Source organism: Ihubacter sp. rT4E-8 (assembly GCF_049852125.1).
Taxonomy (GTDB): domain Bacteria; phylum Bacillota; class Clostridia; order Peptostreptococcales; family Anaerovoracaceae; genus Senimuribacter.
Window position 1 is genome coordinate 1,119,970 of record NZ_CP187532.1, and the last position, 22,266, is coordinate 1,142,235.

Sequence of the window (22,266 nt, forward strand, 5' to 3'; positions counted from 1 at the left end):
CCACAGATACTTGTGTAAACGACACAAATAAATGTTCCACGGAAACTGGCGGATGCCCATTGCGGACACCCGCTTTTTTCATACAAAAAATCATTTAAAGGAGGGTTTCAACATGAAGGAATTCTGGAACACGATCCAACTCATCTTTACGGCCATCGGGGGATGGCTCGGCTGGTTCCTGGGCGGCTGTGACGGCCTGCTGTACGCGCTCGTCGTTTTTGTCGTGGTGGACTATATCACGGGCGTGATGTGTGCCGCAGCGGATAAGAAACTGTCCAGCGAGGTGGGCTTTAGGGGCATCGCAAAGAAGGTGCTGGTCTTCCTGCTGGTGGGGATCGCCAACATCCTCGATGTGCAGGTCATCGGGAGCGGCTCCGTGCTGCGGACGGCAATCATCTTTTTCTATATCTCCAATGAGGGCGTGAGCCTCCTGGAGAACGCCGGACACTTGGGGCTTCCCATCCCGGAAAAGCTGAAGGACATCCTGGCGCAGCTCCATGAGAAAGCGGAGAACGGGAAGGGGGACGAGTGAGGATGAAACTTGTGGAAAGCATCCTGACAAGGAACCCCTGCTACACGGCAGGGCGGAAGATCACGGTCAAGGGGCTGATGCTCCATTCCGTGGGCTGCCCGCAGCCGAAGGCGTCCGCCTTCATCAGTTCGTGGAACAGCCCGTCATACGGCAGTTCCTGCGTCCACGGATTTATTGACGGAAACGACGGGACGGTGTACCAGACGCTCCCCTGGAACCACAGGGGATGGCACTGCGGGAGCGGGAGCAAAGGGAGCGGGAACAATACCCATATCGGGGTGGAGATGTGCGAGCCTGCGTGTATCAAATACACGGCAGGCTCCAACTTTACCTGTTCCAATCTGACAGAGGCAAAAGCGGTGGCAGAGAGAACCTATAAGGCGGCGGTGGGGCTGTTCGCAATGCTCTGCAAGAAATACGGCCTGGACCCGCTGGCGGACGGTGTGGTCATCAGCCACAGGGAAGGCCACAGCCGGGGCATTGCCAGCAACCACGGCGACCCGGAGCATCTGTGGACGCAGCTTGGGATGGGGTACACCATGGACGGATTCCGTAAAGCGGTCAAGGCGGCAATGGGCGGCGCATCCTCCGGAACGGACGGATACACAAAGATTATGGGGAATGCCGTGGCGACTGCGGAGCAGATGAAGGCATATCTCAAGGCGAAGAACCCGAAAGTGCCGCAGTCCGTCCTCGATATGGTTCCGCTGTATCTTTCGGAGGGCAAGGCAGAGGGCGTGAGGGGCGACATTGCCTTTGCGCAGTCCTGCCTTGAGACAGGGAACTTCACCTTTTTCGGCTCTGCGATCACGCTTTCCCAGAACAATTTCTGCGGCATGGGCGTGACTTCCAATGGTGTGAAGGGGAATTCCTTCGGCACGCCGCAGCTTGGCATCCGGGCGCAGGTGCAGCACCTGAAAGCCTACGCCTCCACGGATGCGCTGAAGAACGCCTGCATTGACCCGCGTTTCAAGTATGTCACGAGGGGCTGTGCGGAATATGTGGAGTGGCTTGGGCAGAAGGAGAACCCGCATGGGAAAGGATGGGCGGCAGGAGCCAGCTATGGGGAGAAGATCCTCGCCATCCTGAAAGGCATCCTTGGAATGGCTGGCGGTGTATCTTCCGGCTCTGTAGGAGATGAGGGATGGTACCGCGTCCGGAAGTCGTGGGCAGACGCTTCCTCGCAGAAAGGGGCGTTCAAGTCGCTGGAGAACGCAAAGAAATGCGCGGATGATAATCCGGGGCATTCCGTGTTTGACAGGAACGGCAGCAAAATCTATCCTGCGGACCCATCCGCAAAGAAGTCTGTTGATGCCATTGCCCACGAGGTAATTCAGGGCAAGTGGGGCAACGGAGCGGAACGTAAGCAGAGGCTGACTGCCGTAGGTTACGATTATTCGACAGTGCAGAAAAGAGTAAATGAATTATTGAAATAAATCTTATGAGCCGCAGGTATTTGGATAGATTCCAAATGCCTGCGGCTCTTTTTCGTTGAACAGCGCTTCGGATTCTGCCGTATTCTTTTGCCTATAGACACATCAAGAGCGTGGAGGTGCCTATGATGACGGCAGAACAAAAATCAGATGTTATTTCGCTGCGTTCCGAGGGACTCACATATTCGGAAATAGCAGACCGATTGGAACTTTCCATAAATACGGTCAAATCTTTTTATAGGCGGTGCAAGGATACTTCCAGGGAAACCGTTTCGTCATACTGCAAATGCTGCGGAAAGCCTATCGTACAGCCGGCAGGGGCGAGGGAAAAGAAATTCTGCTCTGATGTGTGCAGGATGAAATGGTGGAACAGCCATAGGGAAGCCGTCAACAAAAAGGCGGTCTACAGTTACAAATGTGAGTGCTGCGGCAGGCAGTTTCAAGCCTATGGAAGCAAAAACCGCAAATATTGCGGACGCGTCTGTTATATCAGGCACAGGTTTGGAGATGGCGATGAGTAAGGAAGAATTCAGAAATGAAAAGCTGTACCAGACCACCATGCACCTTGCCCGGAAAATGCTCTCCGATGGGCTTATATCGGAGGATGAGTATCGTCAGATTGATACAATTTTCCTTGAGAAATACCGTCCAACTTTGGGTACATTATTTTCCGAATCCGCTTGCTATTTGGGGCGAAAAGAGTGATGTATAGCAGCGGAAGGAAGTGATTTTATGGCGAAAATAACAAAGGTCGAGCAGACACTGCCGACCATAAAAGAAAAGAAAAAAGTCGCCGCCTATGCCCGTGTTTCAATGGAATCAGAGCGCATGAACCATTCCCTTTCCGCACAGATCAGCTACTACAGTTCCCTGATACAGAAAAATCCTGACTGGCAGTACGCGGGCGTGTTTGCGGATGATGGAGTTTCCGGTACGGGGACGGCCAAGCGAAGCGAATTCCGGCGGATGATTGAAACCGCTGAAAACGGCGAAATTGATATCATCCTCACAAAGTCGATTCAGCGGTTTGCAAGAAACACGGTAGATTTGCTGGAAACGGTGCGGCACTTAAAGGACATTGGTGTGGAAGTACGTTTCGAGAAGGAGCATATCAATTCCATGAGCGGTGACGGCGAACTGATGCTCACTATCCTTGCATCCTTTGCGCAGGAAGAGAGCCGTAGCATTTCTGAAAATGTGAAGTGGGGAACAAGAAAACGCTTTGAAAAGGGCATACCGAATGGGAAATTCCGCGTCTATGGATACCGCTGGGAAGGTGACGAGCTGGTCATCGTGCCGGAGGAAGCGAAGATTGTGAGACGGATTTTCCAGAATTTCCTGGACGGTAAGTCGAGACTGGAAACAGAGCGGGAATTTGCAGCCGAGGGCATCACCACGAGGGAGGGATGCCGCTGGGTGGATTCCAACATCAAGGTGGTGCTGACGAACATCACATACACGGGAAACCTTCTCCTGCAGAAAGAGTTCATTGCTGATCCCATTTCCAAACAGCGGAAAAAGAACCACGGCGAGCTTCCCCAGTATTATGTGGAGGACACGCATCCCGCCATCATTGACAAGGCGACATTCGATTATGTCCAGTCCGAGATTGCGAGACGGAAAGAATTAGGTTGCTTTGCGAACAAGGCTCTGAACCTTTCATGTTTCTCCACGAAAATCAAATGCGGGAACTGCGGACGGAGTTATGTCCGCTCTGCCAGAAAGCGCGGCAAGTATGTCCTCTGGATCTGCGGCTCGAAAAAAGGCAGGCGCAAGTTAAGCTGCGGTGCAAAGGACGTGCCGGAGGAGCAGCTAAAGCGTATCTGCTGTGATGTGCTGGGGCTTGATGAATTCGATGCCAACATCTTTTCGGAGCGGATTGAACAAGTCAGAATTATTGGCACGGACACGATGGAGTTCCATTTTTACGATGGAAGCTCCATTGAAACGAAATGGAAAACCACAGCGAAACGAGATATGTGGACACCTGAGAGAAAAGCACTCTGGAGCGAATATAATTATGCTGGCGGCAGGAACGGCACGGGCATGGGCTTCAATGAGTATGTGAAACGGAAGGAGGGGAAGATGCATGACACAAAGAAAAGTGACGACAATTCCGCCAACGATCAGCCGCTACACAGCGGCACCAATTAACAGCACAAAGAAACGGCGTGTCGCCGGATATGCCCGTGTCTCGACTGACCATGAGGAACAGACCACAAGCTATGAGGCACAGGTCGATTACTACACGAATTACATCAAGAGCCGGGACGATTGGGAGTTTGTAGCCATATATACGGACGAAGGTATCTCTGCGACGAACACCAAAAAACGCGAGGGATTTAAAGCAATGATCGCCGATGCCCTTGCCGGGAAAATCGACCTTATCATCACCAAGAGCGTCTCCCGTTTCGCAAGGAACACGGTGGACAGCCTGACCACCATCCGGCAGCTGAAGGAGCATAACGTCGAGTGCTATTTTGAAAAGGAAAATATCTGGACATTTGACTCCAAGGGTGAACTGCTTATCACCATCATGTCGAGCCTTGCACAGGAAGAGAGCCGCTCCATTTCCGAGAATGTCACATGGGGACAGCGCAAGCGCATGGCGGACGGCAAGGTCAGCTTTGCCTACAGCCGCTTCATGGGACTGGATATGGACAAAGAGACAGGAAAGATTGTGGTCAATCCTGAACAGGCGGAAGTGGTGAGGCTGATTTTCCGACTGTTCCTTGAAGGCATGACGCCGCATTCCATCGCTGCGGAACTTACGCACCGGGGCATCAAAACGCCCGGCGGCAAGGACGTGTGGAACCAGCAGACGGTTCGCAGGATGCTCTCGAACGAGAAATACAAAGGCGATGCGCTCCTGCAGAAGGAATTCACGGTAGACTTCCTGCAGAAGAAAATGAAGAAGAATGAGGGTGAGGTGCCGCAGTACTATGTGGAAGGAAACCACGAAGCCATAATCAGTCCCGCTGTATTCGATATGGTGCAGGCGGAGCTTGCGAGACGAAGCAAAGGCGGCACACGCTACAGCGGCGTGAGTATTTTCTCCAACAAGATAAAATGCGCCGACTGCGGCGGGTGGTTCGGCTCGAAGGTCTGGCATTCCACAGACCGGTACCGCAAGGTCATCTACCGCTGCAACCGCAAGTACAATGGCGAGAAATGCGGGACTCCCCACGTCACGGAGGACGAGGTCAAGGCGGCGTTCGTGTCGGCTTACAACCAGCTGGTGACCGAGAAGAAAGAGATCATCGCCAATGCGGAGATTATCCGCAGGACGCTCTGCGCTACCGACTCCCTGCGGGAAGAAAGGCAGAAGCTGGAGGACGAGATGTTGGTACTGGTGGAGATGACGAAGAGCATCGTAGCAGAAAACGCCCGCATCGCGCAGGACCAGGACGAGTACCAGAATCGATACGATGGACTGGTTCAGAGGTATGAAACGGCAAAGACGCGGTACGATGAGGTGGCAGCCGCCATCTCCGCCAAGGAAGCGCAGAGCGAAAGGCTGGTGGACTTTATCAGGATGCTGAAAAAGCAGGACGGCTCCATCGCAGAATTTGACGAACGGCTCTGGGGCTGCATGGTGGACTTCGTGACGGTCGGCAGGAAAAAGGAAATCACGGTCACCTTCCGCGATGGGACGGAGATTCAGGCATAACAGAATAATGGCGAAACTGGCATTCGGCTTCGGCCGGGTGTCTTTTTTCTCCGATGGATTGAAAATGTGGAAATAAAGTGATACAATAAATTGTACGGATAGGATAATTTATTTCAAAGGACATGGACAGGTGAGGGGCAATGCTGAAAAACAACATAGAAGTCGATGTAAAGGTCAAATGCATAGAAGCGGAAACTACACAGGCAAAACTCGCCGAAGATATCGGTACCACGCCGTCTTATGTGAATCGGCTGATTAAGAAAAGCGAAAAAATTGTAAATAAGACGTTCATACAGATGCTTGAATCCTTGGGGTATGATGTCGAATTGACTTATGTGAAGAAAGAATAATCCGAAAGGAGCAGCTTGTTCATGGGTGAGAAAGTATATAAACCTATAGTGAAAGATGGAGATCATCTTATTCGCTCCAAGGATAATCCTGATCGCGTGAGGGGATTGACACGGGATGAAAATAACCAAAACCCTGATATTATTGAATGGGAAGAATACGATATTGATGATTTAATAAACGATGATTATGAACCATACCCTTATGAGGAGCGCCGTGTTCGGCTTACACCGGAGCAGGAGGAATTTGCCCAGCAAGTTGGCGAAGCCTTGGGAGCGGCTATTGTTGCAGGAGGTATTTTCCTGTTCCGAAATGTTGTTTCTCCATGGTGGAAGAACACAGCATGGCCTTGGATTAAAGAAAAAGGACACAGAATAAAAAGCAAGGTTGGTGGGAAAACAGAGCAGAAATCTTCCTTTACCACAAAAACTGCAATAATGGAGAAAACCAAACCTGACAGGCGACTTGAAGAAGTTTCAACACAAATCGATAAGGCTTTTGAGCAGCTCTATTTTGATATGGATGAAAATGAAGCCAAAACGCACATGATGCGTTTGGTTTACCATATGCTCGGAGTAGTTAATGAAATCCGTATTATCAGTAATGCCCGCATTCGTAAGGACTGCGAATCGGAAGAAGGGTATATTGAACGTCAGAAAGAGGCTGAGAAATTTCTTTCAAGGAAAGTGGCTTTTGAACTTGACCAGTTACTCTCAAACGAGAATCTACGACTGGATTTAAACACTTCCAGAGAATTATTTTCATTGACTGGCGGAGGTGTTCGTCTCAATGGTGAGTATGTTCCCGTACAAGCTATTAAGATAGATGAAGTGTTAAAAGCTATCACAATTTCGGAATAAGAAAAGTGTAATTGATTTTATAAAAAGGTGATTTATATGAGAGGCAATGTTAAAGTAATAAAATTCACTGCGTTTGTGTCAATCTTGTTTTTGGCACTAACTTATTTTACTACGGTAAACATGGAAACACATATGCTTGAGTTAAATACGATATGGTTTTCAAATGATTTCGTCCTTACAATATTTGGAGGAGCTTTTGCAAGTATGCTAGTTGTTTTGATTTGCGAGGTGCAAAAATATATCACAGCAAAGGCATCTGTTGAGGAATATATTTTTTATCAGGCACTCTATCTGTATCAGGCTTTATTTTTGATGAAACAAAACATATGTGATCATCAAAGAAATACAGAAGCTGGTGTTCCGGATAATCTTTTAGATGAAACATCAAGAATGATTCAAAGTGAGATTTTTGCATTGCAGAGTACTGATTATGCACCGTTCAAACAAAAAAATCTCTTGCTAACAGCACACCAGAAGTTTTGCAGGGAAACAGCAATAGATTTTCAGCCCATTTTGAAAGGTTGCAATGCAGTAAAAATTGCAATCAATAAAGTGAAAATTGATTATTTGCAGCAGAATGTTTTAAACAGAATTGTTACTTCTGCAGATGAACCGCTTCAAACAGTATTGTCTATCCAGCTTGGTAGAGTTTCAGATGCTTTAAGGAAAGTTGATGAATATCTGAAAGATATTGATAAGTATTGTAACCAGCGATATGATTGGGAAAAACAAAGAGAACAGATACATTCCAACTATGTGAATATATTTGAAGCATGGAATTTTGAAAAAGAGTTCCAAAAAGAAACCTAGCCTAAAAACCATATATTCCGCAATGGTGCATACGGCATCGTTATGATGAGTGTGCAAAATGTACCTATGCGGATAACATCGTTAAGGAAAGAAGCAAAAAGAGATCCAGCGGCATTTGCACCAAAAATGCACCAAAGGGCAGGCTTGGGTGCAAATTTTAGAGGTTCGTGTAATTGTATCATTTTAGACATGGCAACGGACCCCGCTTGTGGAACGGGTGGATTTTTAACCGAAAGCTTCAAAGTCCTCTTAAATAATTATGAAAAAAGTGGAACACTTACTTCTGAAGCAAGAGAATTTCTATCTAAAAAGTGCTTCTATGGTGTTGATGTACGTGACGAAAACATTTCAAGAACTCGACTTAATATGTTCTTGGTAGGTGACGGACACACGCATATGTACTCCGACAACTCATTAAAACCTACTCGTCAAGGGAAAAATATATTAAACAAAAAATATCAATATGTCATAACCAATCCGCCTTATGGAAGCGGCACAATCAAAGCAAATACTGAAGCAATATCTACTAATAGAACGGAGATTGCATTCATTTGTAAGGTTATTGATTTGCTTGAAATTGGTGGCAAAGCGTGTATCATTACGCCTGATGGTGTATTGGAAAACCCTTCATACAAAAAGTTGCGACAGGAAATTTTGGAAAAGTGTGAAGTTTATGCAATAGTTTCATTGCCTAAGTTTGCCTTTGCACCTTATACAAAGGAAAAAACATATGCTTTGTTTATTAAGAAGCGGAGCAACACGATAACAAAAATTCAAGATAAGCCTGTATGGATGTATATTATTGATAACGATGGACTCGCCAATTCAGATAAACGTTTCCCAACTAAGCTTCGGAACAATCGCAATGGTTGGATGCACGATGAAATTTCTGGTTGGGTTAGCACAGATGGCATTGAAATGCCAGGTGTACTTGAAAAAAGATGGTTGACTTTTGATGATAGTGAAACCAAAAGCAATTGGATAGACGAAAAAGGTATCGTACAAACGGCAAGAAAAGGTGGAAATATAGATATCGAGCGTATTATATCTGACAACTACGAAACCTTACTTCCCGAATACTATTTGCGCCCATATTCGCCACACTACATTAGCGAAGAAGAATTTGCTAATGAATTAAAGAAAATTGATGATGAAATGAGGAGGGTATTAAGTGAAATTTCTTGATGTGTTTAATGAAATTGAAAAAGGCAATTATGCATTAACTGATGAAGCAATATATGCCTCCCTTCAAAATGGTGATGAATTAATTCCGTTGTACGGTGGCAATAAAGAACACGCTGTAACAGAACGTAGAATATCCATCTCAGCTAAAACAAAAAAAGGAGTACCTATAACTGTTTTTTCTGGCGAAGGAATAATCATTAGTTTAGATGGTAGTGCAGGAAGCATGACCTATAAAAGTGATGAGAAATTTGCTCTAAATCACCACGCTGGATTCATTACATTGAGAAAAAATGCCAGAGATAAGGTCAATCTTGAGTACTTTTCAATATTTTTGCAGAATTTTTATAGAGAAATGGGTGTAAGTGATGGTTCAAAAACATTGTCGCTAACACAGATTTATGCTGAAGAATTTGATTTGCCAGAGTTTGAGGTACAAAATAATATTTTACACTTGCTAAAAGGGATAAAGGCTAAGTTAGAGAATTTAGCAACATTAAAGAATAATTATAAATACCTTATAGACAAAGAAATATCTGTTGAATACACAAAATATCAAGGCAGAAACATAGATATTTCAACCTGCATAGACTATATGAGCGGCAATACAGGACTTACAGAAGAATTTATTTATCAAACTCTGCAGAACGGTGCCGAACATTATCAGATATTATCAAGTGCTACTGAGGATAGCACAATGATGGGTGAAATTCCAATGTGCGTCATTAATAATCGTCAATTGAAAGTGTTTGAGGGGCAAGAAGGACTTTTGGTTACCAGAAATGGAAAAGCAGGCTACACAAAATATTTAAATAAAGGAAGATATACCATAAATGACCATGCATATATACTTTTTGTTAAAGATGGTTCTCCTTATAAAATAGATTTACGATGGCTTGCAATTCAATATAAACAAGATTTTCTGTCATATGCTTCTAACTCGGATAATGGCACGTGGAATATGACAGGATTCTTTTCCTATACTAAAATTGATATTCCTTGTTATGATGAGCAACTTTCGCTTGTCAAAAAGTATCAATTACTTCAAAATAGAATTGCAGCCATTGAACAGATTGAGGAACAGTATAGTCGCCTCATTAGTAAAGAAATAGCATAATCTTTTAGTAAAAAAGCGAGACTGTGAAAAAAAGTCTGTAAATAGGTAAAAGAAAAAGGCCTTCTATGGTAAAATCAAATTATCATAGGAGGCTTTTTAAAATGGCAAAGAAAAAGGAAGTATACAAGGTAAAACCACTGACAGAAGGAAAAAAGAACATCATTGCAGCATTACTGGAAGAATACGACATCGAAACAGCAGATGATATTCAGGAGGCCTTAAAAGACCTATTAGGTGGCACCATCAAATCCATGATGGAAGCTGAAATGGATGAACATCTCGGCTACGGTAACTATGAACGCAGTGACAGCGATAATTACCGCAATGGTACAAAATCTAAAAAAGTACGCAGTAACTATGGAGAGTTTGAAATCAGTGTACCACAAGACAGGAACAGTACGTTCGAACCACAGGTAGTAAAAAAGCGTCAAAAGGATATCTCTGAGATTGATCAGAAAATCATCAGCATGTATGCAAGAGGGCTTACCACAAGACAAATCTCAGAACAGATTGAAGAAATCTATGGATTCGAATGTAGTGAAGGTTTTATCTCTGATGTAACAGATAAGATTCTGCAGGAAATTGATGACTGGCAGAAACGCCCTCTAGACGAAATCTACCCAATCATTTTCATTGATGCGGTACATTTTTCAGTCAGGGAAGATAATCAGATTAGAAAACTGGCAGCTTATGTAATCTTAGGATATACTCTGGACGGGATGAAAGATGTCATTCATCTTGAAATTGGAGAGAATGAGAGCAGCAAATACTGGCTAGGTGTACTAAACAGCCTAAAAAATCGAGGAGTCAAGGATATCATGGTCATCTGTGCAGATGGACTTAGCGGGATCAAAGAAGCAATTCAAGCAGCCTATCCGGATACGGAGTATCAAAGATGCATTGTACACCAAATACGCAATACGCTGAAATATGTGTCCTACAAAGATATGAAAGCTTTTGCCGGAGATTTGAAATCAATCTATCTGGCACCGGATGAGAAACAAGGATATGAAGCATTGCAAATTGTAACAGAAAAGTGGAATGATAAATATCCAAACGCGATGAAGAGCTGGGAGAAGAACTGGGATGTATTAACGCCCATCTTCAAATTCTCTATAGATGTGAGAAAGGTGATTTATACGACGAATGCCATCGAAAGTCTGAACAGTACCTACAAGAAATTGAATCGGCAGCGCACAGTATTCCCAAACGACAAGGCACTATTGAAATCACTGTATCTTGCAACCTTACAAGCAACGAAGAAATGGACACAGTCTTTAAGAAACTGGGGTAAAGTTTATGGAGAATTTTCCATCATGTATGGGGATCGTTTTCCTGTTTAATACAAAATAAAAGCATGCAAGGACTCCTTCAGAGAAAGGAGTCCTTGACATGGCTAAAAACATGTATTATATTATTTTCAACTAAGAACTATTGAAATTTCAAAGGTTTCATAGTTTCAAATTACCATAGAAGGTAATTTACAGACTTTTTTTCACAGTCTCAAAAAAGCAGCGGCAAGGATTTATCCCTGCCGCTGTTCTATTTATCTAAATCGAGATTTTTAACTTTTGAACAACAGATTTTGTTATGCGTAAATCAATTCCGCATTGACGATTTCCGTTACTCTGGAGCGTATATTGTTCATTCGTCCAACCCACTCCATTTGGTTTCCTGCTTTGAGTTCTTCCGTTATACCTTCTTTTTCGGCAAGCTGCTTTACCAGCCGAAAGAACAATTCCTCTGCTTGCTCGTTCATATCAGCAAGATAGCTGTTTAACTTGCTGCTTGTCAGCAGATTTATATAAACCATCCGCTTATGCTCCTTGATATACCGCAAGTGCCGCTGTCCCCATATCCCGATGGGCTTTTCTTCTTCGGGTAGTAAGGAAAGGTCGGGGATAAGATACCCATTTTCTTCGTGATAAGTTCCGCCTATTTCCTCAAAAATTGTTTTTGCCATTGCTGTAATCCTCCGTTATGATTTGAATTTCCCCTACAATTCAATCACTCTGGCTGATTACAAAGCCGAAGGGAGAAGCTACTTCCTTATGTAGCCTCTCCCTTTGCATCCTCTTTTTTAATGCAATTTGTTGGTAGGTTCTCCACCGGAAGTACAGTATTTATGATAATAGATGAAATACGGCGGTGGTTGTGCATCAGGCGAGGATTTCACGCGTTCATGCACAACTGCCGACGTTGTTAGTTGTGCAAATTAGAATCGAATAAGAAGGATTTGCACAACTTTTCGAGTTTTATATGGATGAATCTGCAATTGAGGCGAAGCTTTATTGGAAATAGTTGTGCACGATGCAACTTTTTTAGAAGCTATGCACAACATCAAGGTGCGATAATGACGAAAATCGATAGTCGGTTGTGCAGCAGGCAGGAATCTCACGCGTTCATGCACAACTGTCGACGTAGTTAGTTGTGCAAAGTAGACCTGAATAAGAGAGATTTGCACAACTTTTGATGGATTGAGTTGTGCATTTTGCGTATGGATTTTCAAATCTGCACAACCCGAAAAAATATAGAAAAATCAAAAGTTTTTTGGTTTTGAACGAAAACTTTTGACAATGATTCAACCGAACTGTTATAATCAACCTGTATGTTTATCACCGCGTAAGGCACGCAGCTCTGGTGGCGCGGGACTTTTCGCAATTTAGAAAAAAGTAGGAGAACACGATGAACGGAAAACAACTTACACTTCGCAGCATGGTGATCGGCGTGATCGGTTCTGTAGTCATTACCTGCAGTTCCATGTACGTTGCGCTGAAACTAAGCTCGCTGCCATGGCCGATTATGTTCGTGGCGTTATTTTCAATGTTAGCTTTGAAAGCCCTGGGCAACACTAATCTCAATGAGATTAACGTAGCCCATACGGCAATGTCCGCAGGGGCAATGGTCGCAGGGGGACTTGCGTTTACCATCCCCGGCATCTGGATTCTCAATCCGAAGGCAGAAATCAGCACCATGCAGCTTCTGGTCATCGCACTGGGCGGTGTGATTTTGGGACTGATTTTTACAGCCCTGATTCGAAAATATTTTGTTGAAACCAAGGATTTGCCTTACGCAATGGGACAAGCAGCAGCGGAAACCCTGCAGGTGGGAGATGAAGGCGGAAAGAAAGCTGGCACTCTCTTTGCGTCGATGGGTATCGCGGCAGTCTTTACTGTGATTAGAGACTGGTTCGGAAAGATTCCGGCAACCCTGATGAGCCAGAAAATGCTTAGCTTCGGTTCTGCTGGCGGCATCTGGCTGTCCCCGATGCTGGTATCGATTGGGTATATTGTAGGTCCTATCGCTATCGGCGTATGGTTCCTGGGTGCACTCCTCGGCGATGCAGGCATTCTCATCGGCGGTCAGGCCTGCGGTATCTGGACCTTAGAGGAGGCTACCGGTGTGAAACAGGCGCTGGGTATCGGTCTGATGGTCGGCACAGGCGTAGGGATTTTAGTCAAAGGGATTTTACCAAAGGCGAAAGAAATCTTCGGCGGTATGTTCAGCAAGGACAGTGCGGGAGATTCCATTGTTCCCATGAGATGGGCGCCTTTTGTGATGATACTCATTGCGGCGGTACTGACCATCGTCTGCAAGATGAGCGTAATCGCTTCCGTGATTACCATTTTAGGCGTATGGTTGGCAACGGCAATGTCTGCACAGTGCGTCGGGCAATCCGGCATCAACCCAATGGAAATTTTTGGGATTATTGTCCTGCTGGCAGCCAAAGGGCTGACTGCGGTAGGGCAGGCGGAAGGCTTCTTCATTGCGGCAGTGGTGGCAGTTGCCTGCGGGCTTGTGGGCGATGTCATGAATGACTTCAAGGAAGGGCATATACTGAGAACCAATCCGAAGGATCAGTGGATTGCAGAAGCGGTAGGCGGCGTCATCGGCGCGGTAGTGTCCGTATTTGTTTTGGTCACCATCGTCAAAGCCTACGGTCCGGCAGCGTTTACAGACGGTCAGCTTTTTACCGCGGCGCAGGCAAACACAGTTGCAGCCATGGTAGGCGGCATTTCCAATCTGCCGGCATTCCTTGCCGGTCTGGTTATCGCAGTAGTGCTGTACTGCATCAACTTCCCGGTGATGACCCTGGGTCTTGGCGTATATCTGCCATTTTATATGTCTGCTACAGCTTTTATCGGCGGCGCCCTTCGCTTTATCGCGGACAAATGGTTCCCGGCGGTTGAAAAGAACGCGACAGGACAGATTATCGCGTCGGGTCTTTTGGGAGGCGAAGCTGTCGTAGGGGTAGTTATTGCACTGATTACAGCAGTACAGGCGCTGTAACAGCAGGGGAGAATAGATATGAAAGAAATCAATATTACAGATATCAAAGGATTTAGAATCGGCTCTGCCGAAAATATAGAAGCGGCAACGGGGGTTACGGTGATGCTCTGTGAAAAGGGCGCCTGCGGCGGCGTCGATGTGCGGGGCGGCGGTCCTGCTACCAGAGAAACCGACCTGTTGAAACCGGAAAATATGGTACAGGAAATCAATGCAGTGGTGCTGTCCGGCGGCAGCGCCTACGGGCTGGAAGCAGCCTGCGGTGTGATGGATTTTCTGGAAGAGAAAGGTGTTGGCTTTGATGTAGGCGTCGGCATCGTGCCTATCGTCTGCGGCGCGTCTCTCTTTGACCTTGTAGTAGGAGATGGCAAAGTCAGACCGGACAAAGCCATGGGGCGCAAAGCCTGCGCAAACGCTTTTGCGGGCGCCTTTGCGGAAGGAAACCACGGCGCGGGAACCGGCGCTTCTGTAGGAAAGTACAGAGGGCCGGCTACCATGATGAAAAGCGGGCAGGGCGCGTCTGCCGTGCAAATTGGAGAGTTGCAGGTTGGCGCAGTTTCCGCAGTCAACGCCCTGGGTGACATTTTCGCAGAGGGAAGACAGATTGCAGGGATGCTTTCACCGGATGGAACGACGATGGCGTCTACCTCCGAAGCAATTAAAGAGGATATCGCAAGGCAGTTCGATATTTTCAAGGGAAATACCACCATCAGCTGTATTTTGACCAACGGAAAGCTGACCAAAGCCCAGTGCACCAAGCTGGCTTCTATCGCTCACGACGGCTATGCCAGGGCGATCAGACCGGTTCATTCCACCGCCGATGGCGATACGATTTTTGTCATGGCGACCGGTGAAGTGGACGTCAACTTTGACGCGCTGGCGGTGCTGGCGACAGAACAGATCGAAAAGGCAATCGTCCGCGGCGTGGAGGCAGCGGAGCCTGCTTACGGTCTGAAAGCGGCGCGGGATTTTAGGTAAAAGTGACAGCGATACCAATGCTGCTATTTGGAAGCGCTAAGATGGAGAATCAGAATGAGTAAAACAAAAGATATGACGGCGGGAAATCCGACAAAGCTGATCCTTTTCTTTGCGTTCCCGCTTATTTTAACCAATTTGGGTCAGCAGCTATATATGATTGTGGATTCCGCCATTGTGGGACGGGGTGTTGGCGTAAAGGCGCTGGCGGCGGTCGGCGCAACAGACTGGATTTACTGGATGCTGCTTTGGGCGATTCAGGGATTGACTCAAGGGTTTGCCATCTACGCAGCGCAGTATTTCGGACGAAAGGATTATGACGGATTAAATAAAGTCATTGCCATGTCGACGCTGCTGTGTGCTGTTTTCGGCATGTTGTTTACACTGCTTGGACTTGCTGTAGAGAAACCGCTTTTGACCTTGATGCAAACACCCGCAGATATTTATGACGGCGCGGTTACCTATTTGACTGCCATGATTTTTGGGACGCTGATAGTCATCGCATACAATATGGCAGCCGCCATTCTCAGAGCCCTTGGAGATGGAAAAACGCCGCTGATCGCTATGTGCATCGCGGCGGTACTGAATATTTTACTTGACCTGTTATTTGTGATATCTTTTCAAATGGGCATCTTGGGGGCTGCCCTTGCAACGCTGATTTCACAATTGGTGTCCTTTCTCTATTGCTTTTTTGTGATACGAAAGCTGCCGTATGTGCGAGCTTCCAGAAGTCATTTCAGACCGGACGGCTCTATGATTTCCGTTCTTTGCAGATTTGGAATTCCTTTAGCGCTGCAGAATTTTTTGATTGGCGCAAGCGGCACCATGTATCAGGCGGCGATCAATGTGCAGGGCAGTGTATTTGTTGCCGGTGTGACAGCCAACAATAAGGTGTTTGGACTGCTTGAAAGTTCCTCTTTATCCCTTGGAGCGGCGGCAAACACCTTTACGGCGCAAAATTACGGCGCGGGTAATATCAAACGCATGGAGGCGGGTGTCAAAGCGTCGCTGAAAATCGTGGTGCTTCTCGCCCTTGCGGTAACCGGTTTTGTTCTGCTGAGCCGTGAATTTTTACTGCAGATTTTTATCAATCCGGCGGAAACGGATGCAGACCTTGCTCTAGAGGTCGGAAAACGTTTGCTGACAATCATTTCCTGCGGTATGATTGTGCTGTATCTTCTCAATGTCTTCCGGTGTATCGTGCAGGGCTTTGGCAATTCCGTATATTCCATGATATCCGGCATTTTAGAGGCGGTAGCCCGTGTGGTTGTTGCGAGAATCGGCATGGTGACGGCGAGCACGAAGCTGCTGTTTTTGACAGAACCGCTGTCCTGGGTCTCCGGTCTGGTCTTTATCGCAGGCGCGTTCTTTGTGGTGCGAAAGAGAGTTTATGCTGTTTATGGCAGGGAGCAGTAGAGGGAGCTGTAATATTTTTCTATAAATCACCAGTAGGTAAATTTTTTTTGGGATTGACAATGTATGATGCGCCTAATGCGGCAGAAAAATTAAAACCTCCGAGGAAGCGTTCAACGAAGATGTATCAAATATTACATTGAAAAATATTGGGAAATGTGGGAAAATAAGGAAGTAAAAGTTTTTAAGTAATGTGTTAGTAACAATAAGAGGATATTGGGTATAGATGAGGGAGGCACAATGGGAAAGGTAATTAAGGAAACGATTCATGCCAATGGGCTAGATATCGGAATTTATACGCAGGATTTTGAAAATGAATTTATTTCATTAACAGATATTGCACGGTATAAAAGTGATGATCCAACAGCGGTTATTCAAAATTGGATGAGAAATCGAGATGTGATAGAATTTCTGGGATTATGGGAAAGACTTCATAATCCGGATTTTAAACCCCTCGAATTCGAGGGGTTTAGAAAGCAGGCAGGAGCAAACGCATTTACAATGTCGCCAAAAAAATGGATAGATGCTACAGATGCGATTGGCATTGTATCAAAAGCAGGACGTTATGGCGGAACATATGCCCATAGCGACATTGCTATGTCCTTTGCAACTTGGATTTCGCCTGAGTTTCAGTTATATATTATGAAGGATTACAGGAGATTAAAGACAGATGAGAATAGTCGGTTATCTCTGAATTGGAATTTGAACCGAGAAATTTCTAAGTTGAATTATAGGATACATACAGATGCAATTAAGGATAATTTGATACCGCCAGAATTAACACCTGCACAAGTAGCTTATACTTATGAGAATGAAGCAGATATGTTGAATGTGGTTTTATTTGGAAAGACTGCAAAGCAATGGAAAGACGAAAATCCTGCAGTGAAAGGAAATATGCGGGATGCAGCAACGCTGAATCAATTACTGGTGCTTGCCAATTTGGAAAGCTATAATGCTGTTTTGATTAATCAAGGGAAGAACCAAAAAGAGAGAATGGAGTTGCTTCGCGAATTGGCAGTACAGCAGCTACAGACATTAGAAACTGTAAATTTAAATAATTTGCCGAAATTAGGAGTGGATTTGCATAAGAGATAGATAACAACAAGATGATTGTTTTCTATAGCACAGAGCGTTCACGTAAACCTAAATTTTGTGGAGGAATATGATGCGAATTAGAAAAGAGGAAGCAAAAGATCGTGAAATCATCTATTCTGTCGTGAAAGCGGCATTTGATCGTGCGGAACATTCAGACGGAAATGAACACGACTTAGTCAATTCATTAAGAAAAAGTGAAGCGTTTATTCCAGAGTTATCTTTCGTTGCGGAAATAGACGGAAAACTGATAGGACATATCCTGTTTACGAAAGCCAGCGTTGGGAAGGATACTGTTTTAGCATTGGCGCCCCTTGCAGTTCTGCCTGCCTATCAAAGAAAGGGCATCGGCATGGCTTTAATGAAAGAAGGACATAGAATTGCTGACAAATTAGGATATGCGTACTCGGTTGTATTAGGCAGTGAGAAATACTATCCAAAGGCAGGCTATTTACCGGCAAGCTTCTTTGGTATAAAACCGCCTTTTGCCGTGCCCGATGAAAACTTTATGGCTTATAAAATCAGGGAAGATGCACCTGCACTTGATGGAATCATGATCTATGCGAAAGAATTTGGAATTGATTCATTAGGAGGAAAAAGATGAAAATAGCACATGTTACGATTCAGACTACTGCATTTGAGCAGGAAATTGAGTTTTATGAGAAGTACGCGCAGCTCGCGGTTCAAAAGGACATGCGGCCGATGGGCAAGGGAATTGTTTTTCTCGCGCAGGAGGATGGAGATACAGAATTAGAAATCATTGAAAATAAGGCTGCAGAATCGGCGGGCAATGAAAATTTTTCGATCGGTTTTCATGTAGAAAACCTGGAAGCGCTGCACCAGCGCTTGATTTCCGATGGATTTCAGCCCACTGCTATGATATCACCAATGCCGCAGGTACGGTTTTTCTTTGTGAAAGATCCTGCCGGTGTGAATGTACAGTTCCTATAAAATATGGAACAGGTAATTTTAATACAGGAGTAAGTTGTGCAAGTTTGCACATTTTCCTGTTCTTTGCACAACTTCAGTAGTCGTTAGTTGTGCAGATATTCTTTGGGAGTAAGGATTTGCACAACTTTTTATGTTTTCTATGCAGAAAAAAGGAGAAATGATATAGATTCCCACAAAACAAGTTGTGCAGATTTCAGTTATTTGGGTAATATTGCAAAACAAGTTGTGCAATCCTTAGAAATATATTGTGATTTGCAAAACTGTCTGTTGGCAAAGTTGTGCATTTTTATCTGTGAAACTTTAAATTTTCACAATCCTTCGAGGGAAGAAAGGCACCAGCAAGGTTTGCAACATTTTTTAAGCGCTTCAGCGGGGATATTTTTTCGCAAGAAGCGCCACAAACTCGCTGCTATACGGCGATTTATGATTTCGATTGATACAGATACCCGAAGTTGACAGGGTATCTTCTTTATTATACAGAAGCGCCACATTGAGGGAAGAAGCGGGCAGAAAGTCTATGGCGGGGCAAACACCTTTTCCTATAATCAGATAGGAACATCTTACAAATGCTTGCAGCAATAAATCTTTGTTCTTAAATTCGTACCCAATCTGATCCTCAATGAAAGTAATTATTTTTTTCCCGTAACAAAACCATCATGTAAAACGGATTAAATACAAGGCTTTGTTTATATTTGCTTGCGCAGGTTCACTTGCATAAACAGGAGCGAATACAACAAAATTATGCCGATTATCTTGAATTCAGGCTGTGGATTTGCCATCATCGGATATAACAATTTTTGCATCCAAAGAAATAAATACTAAACAAAATTTTCCTGAATCAAGTCCATAAAATGATGCAAGTAGTTAGGAAGATAGGCGTTCTTATGGTATGCCAGATATATCATGATTCGAACCGATGGATCGCCAACCGTATATAAGTCAAAAGGGATGGACGATTCCAGCGGTTTCAGATAGGTTTCAAAATTAAACGCAAGACCATAACCCGCAGCAGCCAGCTTTGCTGCAGTTTCCAGATTCTGTATCACGAAAGTATCACGGGGTACTACATTTTCATAAGAAAAAACCTGATCGGTATAGCTGCGAATCGTCTGCGTTCTTTCTTGCAAGATAAAAGTTTCATTGGCAATCTGTGATAGTGAAATGCGCGGATATGGTTCCTGTAAATCAGTGCTGCAGTCAGAGGGAGAAAAATACCCTTTTGGGCTAACCAGAAGGATTCGATCCTGGTAAACTTCCTGCAATATGAGGGCATCTTGCGCATGTATTTGGTTGGACAGAATCAGATCCAGCTGTCCGGCAGAAAGCTGGGAGAGCATTTCCTGCGTACTCAGCTCTGAAATGACTACTTTTACATTGGGGTAGTCTATTTTAAATTGGGGAAGAATCTTTGGTAGCAGATAATTTGCCCGACGATAATGAAGACCGAACCGGATGGTGCCGGTGATTTCATTTTTTAGGTCTGCCATATTGCTGGAATAGGATTGCTTTAACAAAGCCATTTTTTTTGCAGCTTCCAGATAAGTTTGACCTGCCGGCGTCGGATAGAATTTCTTGCCCACGCGATGAAAAAGAGGAAGTCCCTCTTTTTCTTCAAGATCTTTTAAAAAGACGCTCAAGGAAGAAGGGGCGATGAAAAGTTCCTCCGCAGCGTATTTGATACTGTTGTGCTTGGCGATTGCCAGCACATACTCCTGTTCACGAAGATTCATGAAATGCTCCTTTTAATATTAGTTATTTTCTAATATTATATTATAAAAAATGTGTTTTACGCAATGTTTTTTTCGTATTATAATCAAAATATCAAAGAACATGTTCGGGAAGATATTGCAAGGAAAGAAAAAATGGAGAAAAAAATGAAACGCTATCAAGAAGAATTACGTTCCATAGATTACAAAGCCATGGGAAGGCATTTAGAAAAACTGGCATCAATGGAAAAGTTGTCTGGCTCTGAAGAGGCAGAGGAAGCGGCGGCGTATATTTTAGAGGAACTGAATCAGGCGGGGGTTTCCTGTCATATGGAAACCTTTGCGGGATACATGAGCAATCCCGGCGCTTCCAGTCTGAAGCTGGATGGAAAAATCGAGATTCCCAGCAGATCCAGAGCTTTCTCAGGAGATTGCCGTCATGGTATTGCAGCAGAATTAATCTATGATACAGGATCAAAAGATCGTAAACGAGCAGAATTGACCAGCGAAAGCTTTTTAAACCTTGTGAAAGGAAAAATTGTAGTGGCCTATGGCGATGATGAGAGGTATGCGCTTCTTCTGGAAAAATATGGCGCTGCAGGCTGGATTCAGATATGGACCAGCGCAGATCCTTTGATTCATGAAGATACGATCAGTTGTGTCTGGGGGACGCCTACGGTAGATTCGTCATTGCTTTTGCTGGAAATGCCGGTCATAGGGGTTACCCTTACAGACGGGAACAGAATCCTGCACTGGATGGAAGAACAGGAAAAGGCAGGAAAGAAAGCCCTTGCGGAGATGTCGGCGAAAGTGGACAGTAAGGTAACAGAACTTTGCATGCCAGTGGCAGAAATCAAAGGGGACAGTGATGACTTTGTCCTGTTTTCCTGTCATTATGACACCTGGTATGGCGGTGCGATTGACAATGGGACTGCCAATGCGGCGGCGATTGAAATTGCGAAAGTTTGCAGAAGATTTCAGGACAAGCTGAAACGAAGTGTCAGAATCATATGGTGGGCAGGCCATTCAAACGGCCGCTATACCGGCTCTACATGGTATTGTGACCATCATTTTCTGGAAATGAAACAGCACTGTATTGCGCATATCAACGCTGATTTAATGGGCGCTAGAGGCGGCAGTGTGATTGGCATGCATACCGCTGGCGCGGAAGGAAAGGAGTATCTACGCGAGTCTGCTGCGATGGCTGCGCCAGGGGATCAGATTCTATTCGGTGAAATTGGAAGAGGGGCGGACCAGTCTTTCTTTGGACTGGAAATTCCTTATCATATTTACAGCAGATATGAAGTGCTGCCAGAGGAAAAACTCTTTCGTACACCGGCTACAGGAAGTTATCAATGGCATACTGCAGAGGATACTGTGGAGCAAGTGGACTGGGATATCTATCAAAAAGATGCGGCATTATTCTTTCTCCATGGATGGAGACTTTTAACGGAAGAAAGCTTACCTTTTGCAGCGGAGGCATATTTTACGCGGTTTGAAGAGGAAATCCGCAGCATTAGTGTGAATGCAGAACCGGATTTCTCAACGGAAGAAATTTGTCAGGCGGTAAGAGATGTCAGGGACGCCTATTTCCGGGCAGTGGAGAACGTGGATCAGGTAAAGATCAGAAATCAGTATATTCGCTGCGTCTGCGGCAGAATGAACAGACTGCGGCTCAGCTATGGCTCCGCCTATGATCATGATCTGGCGATTACTGCAACATCGCCGTTTTCCAGATTAAAGATGCTGCAGGGAATCCGGAAGGAAGAAATGCCTGCGAAAACATATTTGTTTATGCAGACGAATTTTATACGGCAGAAGAATAGGATGCTGGATGAATTAAAGAATTTAGAACAGCAGTTATCAGAAGGTCAGATTTTTAGAGGATAG

At 45.0% G+C, this 22,266-nt stretch carries 21 protein-coding genes; 19 read left to right on the forward strand and 2 right to left on the reverse strand.

What is annotated here, in order from left to right:
• Positions 1 to 112 precede the first annotated feature (112 nt).
• The 12 genes from ACPW7J_RS05565 (at position 113) to ACPW7J_RS05620 (ending at position 11,295) form a co-directional block, all read left to right on the forward strand.
• Entirely contained in the window at positions 113 to 532 is a 420-nt protein-coding gene (locus tag ACPW7J_RS05565) for a phage holin family protein (RefSeq protein WP_425757125.1), read from the forward strand.
• Positions 533 to 534: 2 nt separating this feature from the next.
• Positions 535 to 1,968, forward strand: a complete 1,434-nt coding sequence (locus ACPW7J_RS05570) for an N-acetylmuramoyl-L-alanine amidase (protein WP_425757127.1) — start codon at positions 535 to 537, stop codon at positions 1,966 to 1,968.
• Between the two features lie 122 nt (positions 1,969 to 2,090).
• Entirely contained in the window at positions 2,091 to 2,486 is a 396-nt protein-coding gene (locus ACPW7J_RS05575) for a sigma factor-like helix-turn-helix DNA-binding protein (RefSeq protein ID WP_160219661.1), read from the forward strand.
• Positions 2,479 to 2,670 carry an SHOCT domain-containing protein gene (locus ACPW7J_RS05580; RefSeq protein ID WP_425757129.1) on the forward strand — a complete coding sequence of 64 codons (192 nt, stop codon included), beginning with the start codon at positions 2,479 to 2,481 and terminating at the stop codon, positions 2,668 to 2,670. The genes ACPW7J_RS05575 and ACPW7J_RS05580 overlap by 8 nt, the downstream gene beginning before the upstream one ends.
• Before the next feature lie 27 nt (positions 2,671 to 2,697).
• Positions 2,698 to 4,119: a recombinase family protein gene (locus ACPW7J_RS05585; protein WP_425757131.1), complete on the forward strand. Its 1,422-nt coding sequence runs from the start codon at positions 2,698 to 2,700 to the stop codon at positions 4,117 to 4,119.
• Positions 4,055 to 5,635 carry a recombinase family protein gene (locus tag ACPW7J_RS05590; protein WP_425757133.1) on the forward strand — a complete coding sequence of 527 codons (1,581 nt, stop codon included), beginning with the start codon at positions 4,055 to 4,057 and terminating at the stop codon, positions 5,633 to 5,635. Before ACPW7J_RS05585 ends, ACPW7J_RS05590 begins: the two co-directional genes overlap by 65 nt.
• 140 nt (positions 5,636 to 5,775) lie before the next feature.
• Entirely contained in the window at positions 5,776 to 5,985 is a 210-nt protein-coding gene (locus ACPW7J_RS05595) for a helix-turn-helix domain-containing protein (RefSeq protein WP_016285874.1), read from the forward strand.
• Positions 5,986 to 6,006: 21 nt separating this feature from the next.
• Entirely contained in the window at positions 6,007 to 6,843 is an 837-nt protein-coding gene (locus tag ACPW7J_RS05600) for a hypothetical protein (protein WP_425757135.1), read from the forward strand.
• A 36-nt stretch (positions 6,844 to 6,879) separates the two neighbouring features.
• The gene (locus ACPW7J_RS05605) at positions 6,880 to 7,653 is read left to right on the forward strand and encodes a hypothetical protein (protein ID WP_425757137.1); all 774 of its coding nucleotides are present in this window, start codon (positions 6,880 to 6,882) and stop codon (positions 7,651 to 7,653) included.
• Positions 7,654 to 7,695: 42 nt separating this feature from the next.
• Complete coding sequence (locus ACPW7J_RS05610) at positions 7,696 to 8,838, forward strand: HsdM family class I SAM-dependent methyltransferase (RefSeq protein ID WP_425757139.1); 1,143 nt, start codon at positions 7,696 to 7,698, stop codon at positions 8,836 to 8,838.
• Positions 8,825 to 9,952 (forward strand): restriction endonuclease subunit S, encoded by a 1,128-nt coding sequence (locus ACPW7J_RS05615; protein WP_425757141.1) that lies wholly within the window; start codon positions 8,825 to 8,827, stop codon positions 9,950 to 9,952. The genes ACPW7J_RS05610 and ACPW7J_RS05615 overlap by 14 nt, the downstream gene beginning before the upstream one ends.
• A 101-nt stretch (positions 9,953 to 10,053) precedes the next feature.
• Positions 10,054 to 11,295 (forward strand): IS256 family transposase, encoded by a 1,242-nt coding sequence (locus tag ACPW7J_RS05620; RefSeq protein ID WP_425755319.1) that lies wholly within the window; start codon positions 10,054 to 10,056, stop codon positions 11,293 to 11,295.
• Between the two features lie 245 nt (positions 11,296 to 11,540).
• On the opposite strand, the gene ACPW7J_RS05625 is transcribed toward ACPW7J_RS05620, so the two are convergent.
• Positions 11,541 to 11,915: a TnpV protein gene (locus ACPW7J_RS05625; protein WP_425757143.1), complete on the reverse strand. Its 375-nt coding sequence runs from the start codon at positions 11,913 to 11,915 to the stop codon at positions 11,541 to 11,543.
• A 722-nt stretch (positions 11,916 to 12,637) separates the two neighbouring features.
• On the opposite strand from ACPW7J_RS05625, the gene ACPW7J_RS05630 reads away from it, so the two are divergent.
• From ACPW7J_RS05630 to ACPW7J_RS05655, 6 genes are all read left to right on the forward strand, one after another.
• A complete protein-coding gene (locus ACPW7J_RS05630) occupies positions 12,638 to 14,242 on the forward strand; it encodes an OPT/YSL family transporter (protein ID WP_425757145.1) in 1,605 nt (534 codons plus the stop codon).
• 18 nt (positions 14,243 to 14,260) lie between these two features.
• Positions 14,261 to 15,217, forward strand: coding sequence for a P1 family peptidase (locus ACPW7J_RS05635; protein WP_425757147.1), 957 nt, complete (start codon positions 14,261 to 14,263; stop codon positions 15,215 to 15,217).
• Between the two features lie 54 nt (positions 15,218 to 15,271).
• A complete protein-coding gene (locus tag ACPW7J_RS05640; RefSeq protein WP_425757149.1) occupies positions 15,272 to 16,630 on the forward strand; it encodes an MATE family efflux transporter in 1,359 nt (452 codons plus the stop codon).
• Positions 16,631 to 16,867: 237 nt separating this feature from the next.
• On the forward strand, positions 16,868 to 17,722 hold the full coding sequence (locus ACPW7J_RS05645) for a KilA-N domain-containing protein (RefSeq protein WP_425757150.1): 855 nt from the start codon (positions 16,868 to 16,870) through the stop codon (positions 17,720 to 17,722).
• Positions 17,723 to 17,789: 67 nt separating this feature from the next.
• A complete protein-coding gene (locus ACPW7J_RS05650; protein ID WP_425757152.1) occupies positions 17,790 to 18,323 on the forward strand; it encodes a GNAT family N-acetyltransferase in 534 nt (177 codons plus the stop codon).
• A complete protein-coding gene (locus tag ACPW7J_RS05655; protein ID WP_161874484.1) occupies positions 18,320 to 18,670 on the forward strand; it encodes a VOC family protein in 351 nt (116 codons plus the stop codon). Before ACPW7J_RS05650 ends, ACPW7J_RS05655 begins: the two co-directional genes overlap by 4 nt.
• An 818-nt stretch (positions 18,671 to 19,488) precedes the next feature.
• Here ACPW7J_RS05655 and ACPW7J_RS05660 read toward each other — a convergent pair.
• Positions 19,489 to 20,400: a LysR family transcriptional regulator gene (locus tag ACPW7J_RS05660; protein ID WP_425757155.1), complete on the reverse strand. Its 912-nt coding sequence runs from the start codon at positions 20,398 to 20,400 to the stop codon at positions 19,489 to 19,491.
• A gap of 144 nt (positions 20,401 to 20,544) precedes the next feature.
• Between ACPW7J_RS05660 and ACPW7J_RS05665 the strand changes: the two genes are divergently transcribed.
• Entirely contained in the window at positions 20,545 to 22,266 is a 1,722-nt protein-coding gene (locus ACPW7J_RS05665; protein WP_425757157.1) for a M28 family peptidase, read from the forward strand.

What these genes read in the sequence shown, in the direction of transcription:
- ACPW7J_RS05665 (WP_425757157.1), top strand. Translation starts at nt 20,545, where the DNA reads ATGAAACGCTATCAAGAAGAATTACGTTCCATAGATTACAAAGCCATG.
- ACPW7J_RS05655 (WP_161874484.1), top strand. Translation starts at nt 18,320, where the DNA reads ATGAAAATAGCACATGTTACGATTCAGACTACTGCATTTGAGCAGGAA.
- ACPW7J_RS05630 (WP_425757145.1), top strand. Translation starts at nt 12,638, where the DNA reads ATGAACGGAAAACAACTTACACTTCGCAGCATGGTGATCGGCGTGATC.
- ACPW7J_RS05575 (WP_160219661.1), top strand. Translation starts at nt 2,091, where the DNA reads ATGATGACGGCAGAACAAAAATCAGATGTTATTTCGCTGCGTTCCGAG.
- ACPW7J_RS05605 (WP_425757137.1), top strand. Translation starts at nt 6,880, where the DNA reads ATGAGAGGCAATGTTAAAGTAATAAAATTCACTGCGTTTGTGTCAATC.
- ACPW7J_RS05565 (WP_425757125.1), top strand. Translation starts at nt 113, where the DNA reads ATGAAGGAATTCTGGAACACGATCCAACTCATCTTTACGGCCATCGGG.
- ACPW7J_RS05580 (WP_425757129.1), top strand. Translation starts at nt 2,479, where the DNA reads ATGAGTAAGGAAGAATTCAGAAATGAAAAGCTGTACCAGACCACCATG.
- ACPW7J_RS05610 (WP_425757139.1), top strand. Translation starts at nt 7,696, where the DNA reads ATGATGAGTGTGCAAAATGTACCTATGCGGATAACATCGTTAAGGAAA.
- ACPW7J_RS05570 (WP_425757127.1), top strand. Translation starts at nt 535, where the DNA reads ATGAAACTTGTGGAAAGCATCCTGACAAGGAACCCCTGCTACACGGCA.
- ACPW7J_RS05595 (WP_016285874.1), top strand. Translation starts at nt 5,776, where the DNA reads ATGCTGAAAAACAACATAGAAGTCGATGTAAAGGTCAAATGCATAGAA.
- ACPW7J_RS05625 (WP_425757143.1), bottom strand. Translation starts at nt 11,915, where the DNA reads ATGGCAAAAACAATTTTTGAGGAAATAGGCGGAACTTATCACGAAGAA.
- ACPW7J_RS05590 (WP_425757133.1), top strand. Translation starts at nt 4,055, where the DNA reads ATGACACAAAGAAAAGTGACGACAATTCCGCCAACGATCAGCCGCTAC.
- ACPW7J_RS05650 (WP_425757152.1), top strand. Translation starts at nt 17,790, where the DNA reads ATGATGCGAATTAGAAAAGAGGAAGCAAAAGATCGTGAAATCATCTAT.
- ACPW7J_RS05635 (WP_425757147.1), top strand. Translation starts at nt 14,261, where the DNA reads ATGAAAGAAATCAATATTACAGATATCAAAGGATTTAGAATCGGCTCT.
- ACPW7J_RS05585 (WP_425757131.1), top strand. Translation starts at nt 2,698, where the DNA reads ATGGCGAAAATAACAAAGGTCGAGCAGACACTGCCGACCATAAAAGAA.
- ACPW7J_RS05640 (WP_425757149.1), top strand. Translation starts at nt 15,272, where the DNA reads ATGAGTAAAACAAAAGATATGACGGCGGGAAATCCGACAAAGCTGATC.
- ACPW7J_RS05645 (WP_425757150.1), top strand. Translation starts at nt 16,868, where the DNA reads ATGGGAAAGGTAATTAAGGAAACGATTCATGCCAATGGGCTAGATATC.
- ACPW7J_RS05600 (WP_425757135.1), top strand. Translation starts at nt 6,007, where the DNA reads ATGGGTGAGAAAGTATATAAACCTATAGTGAAAGATGGAGATCATCTT.
- ACPW7J_RS05620 (WP_425755319.1), top strand. Translation starts at nt 10,054, where the DNA reads ATGGCAAAGAAAAAGGAAGTATACAAGGTAAAACCACTGACAGAAGGA.
- ACPW7J_RS05660 (WP_425757155.1), bottom strand. Translation starts at nt 20,400, where the DNA reads ATGAATCTTCGTGAACAGGAGTATGTGCTGGCAATCGCCAAGCACAAC.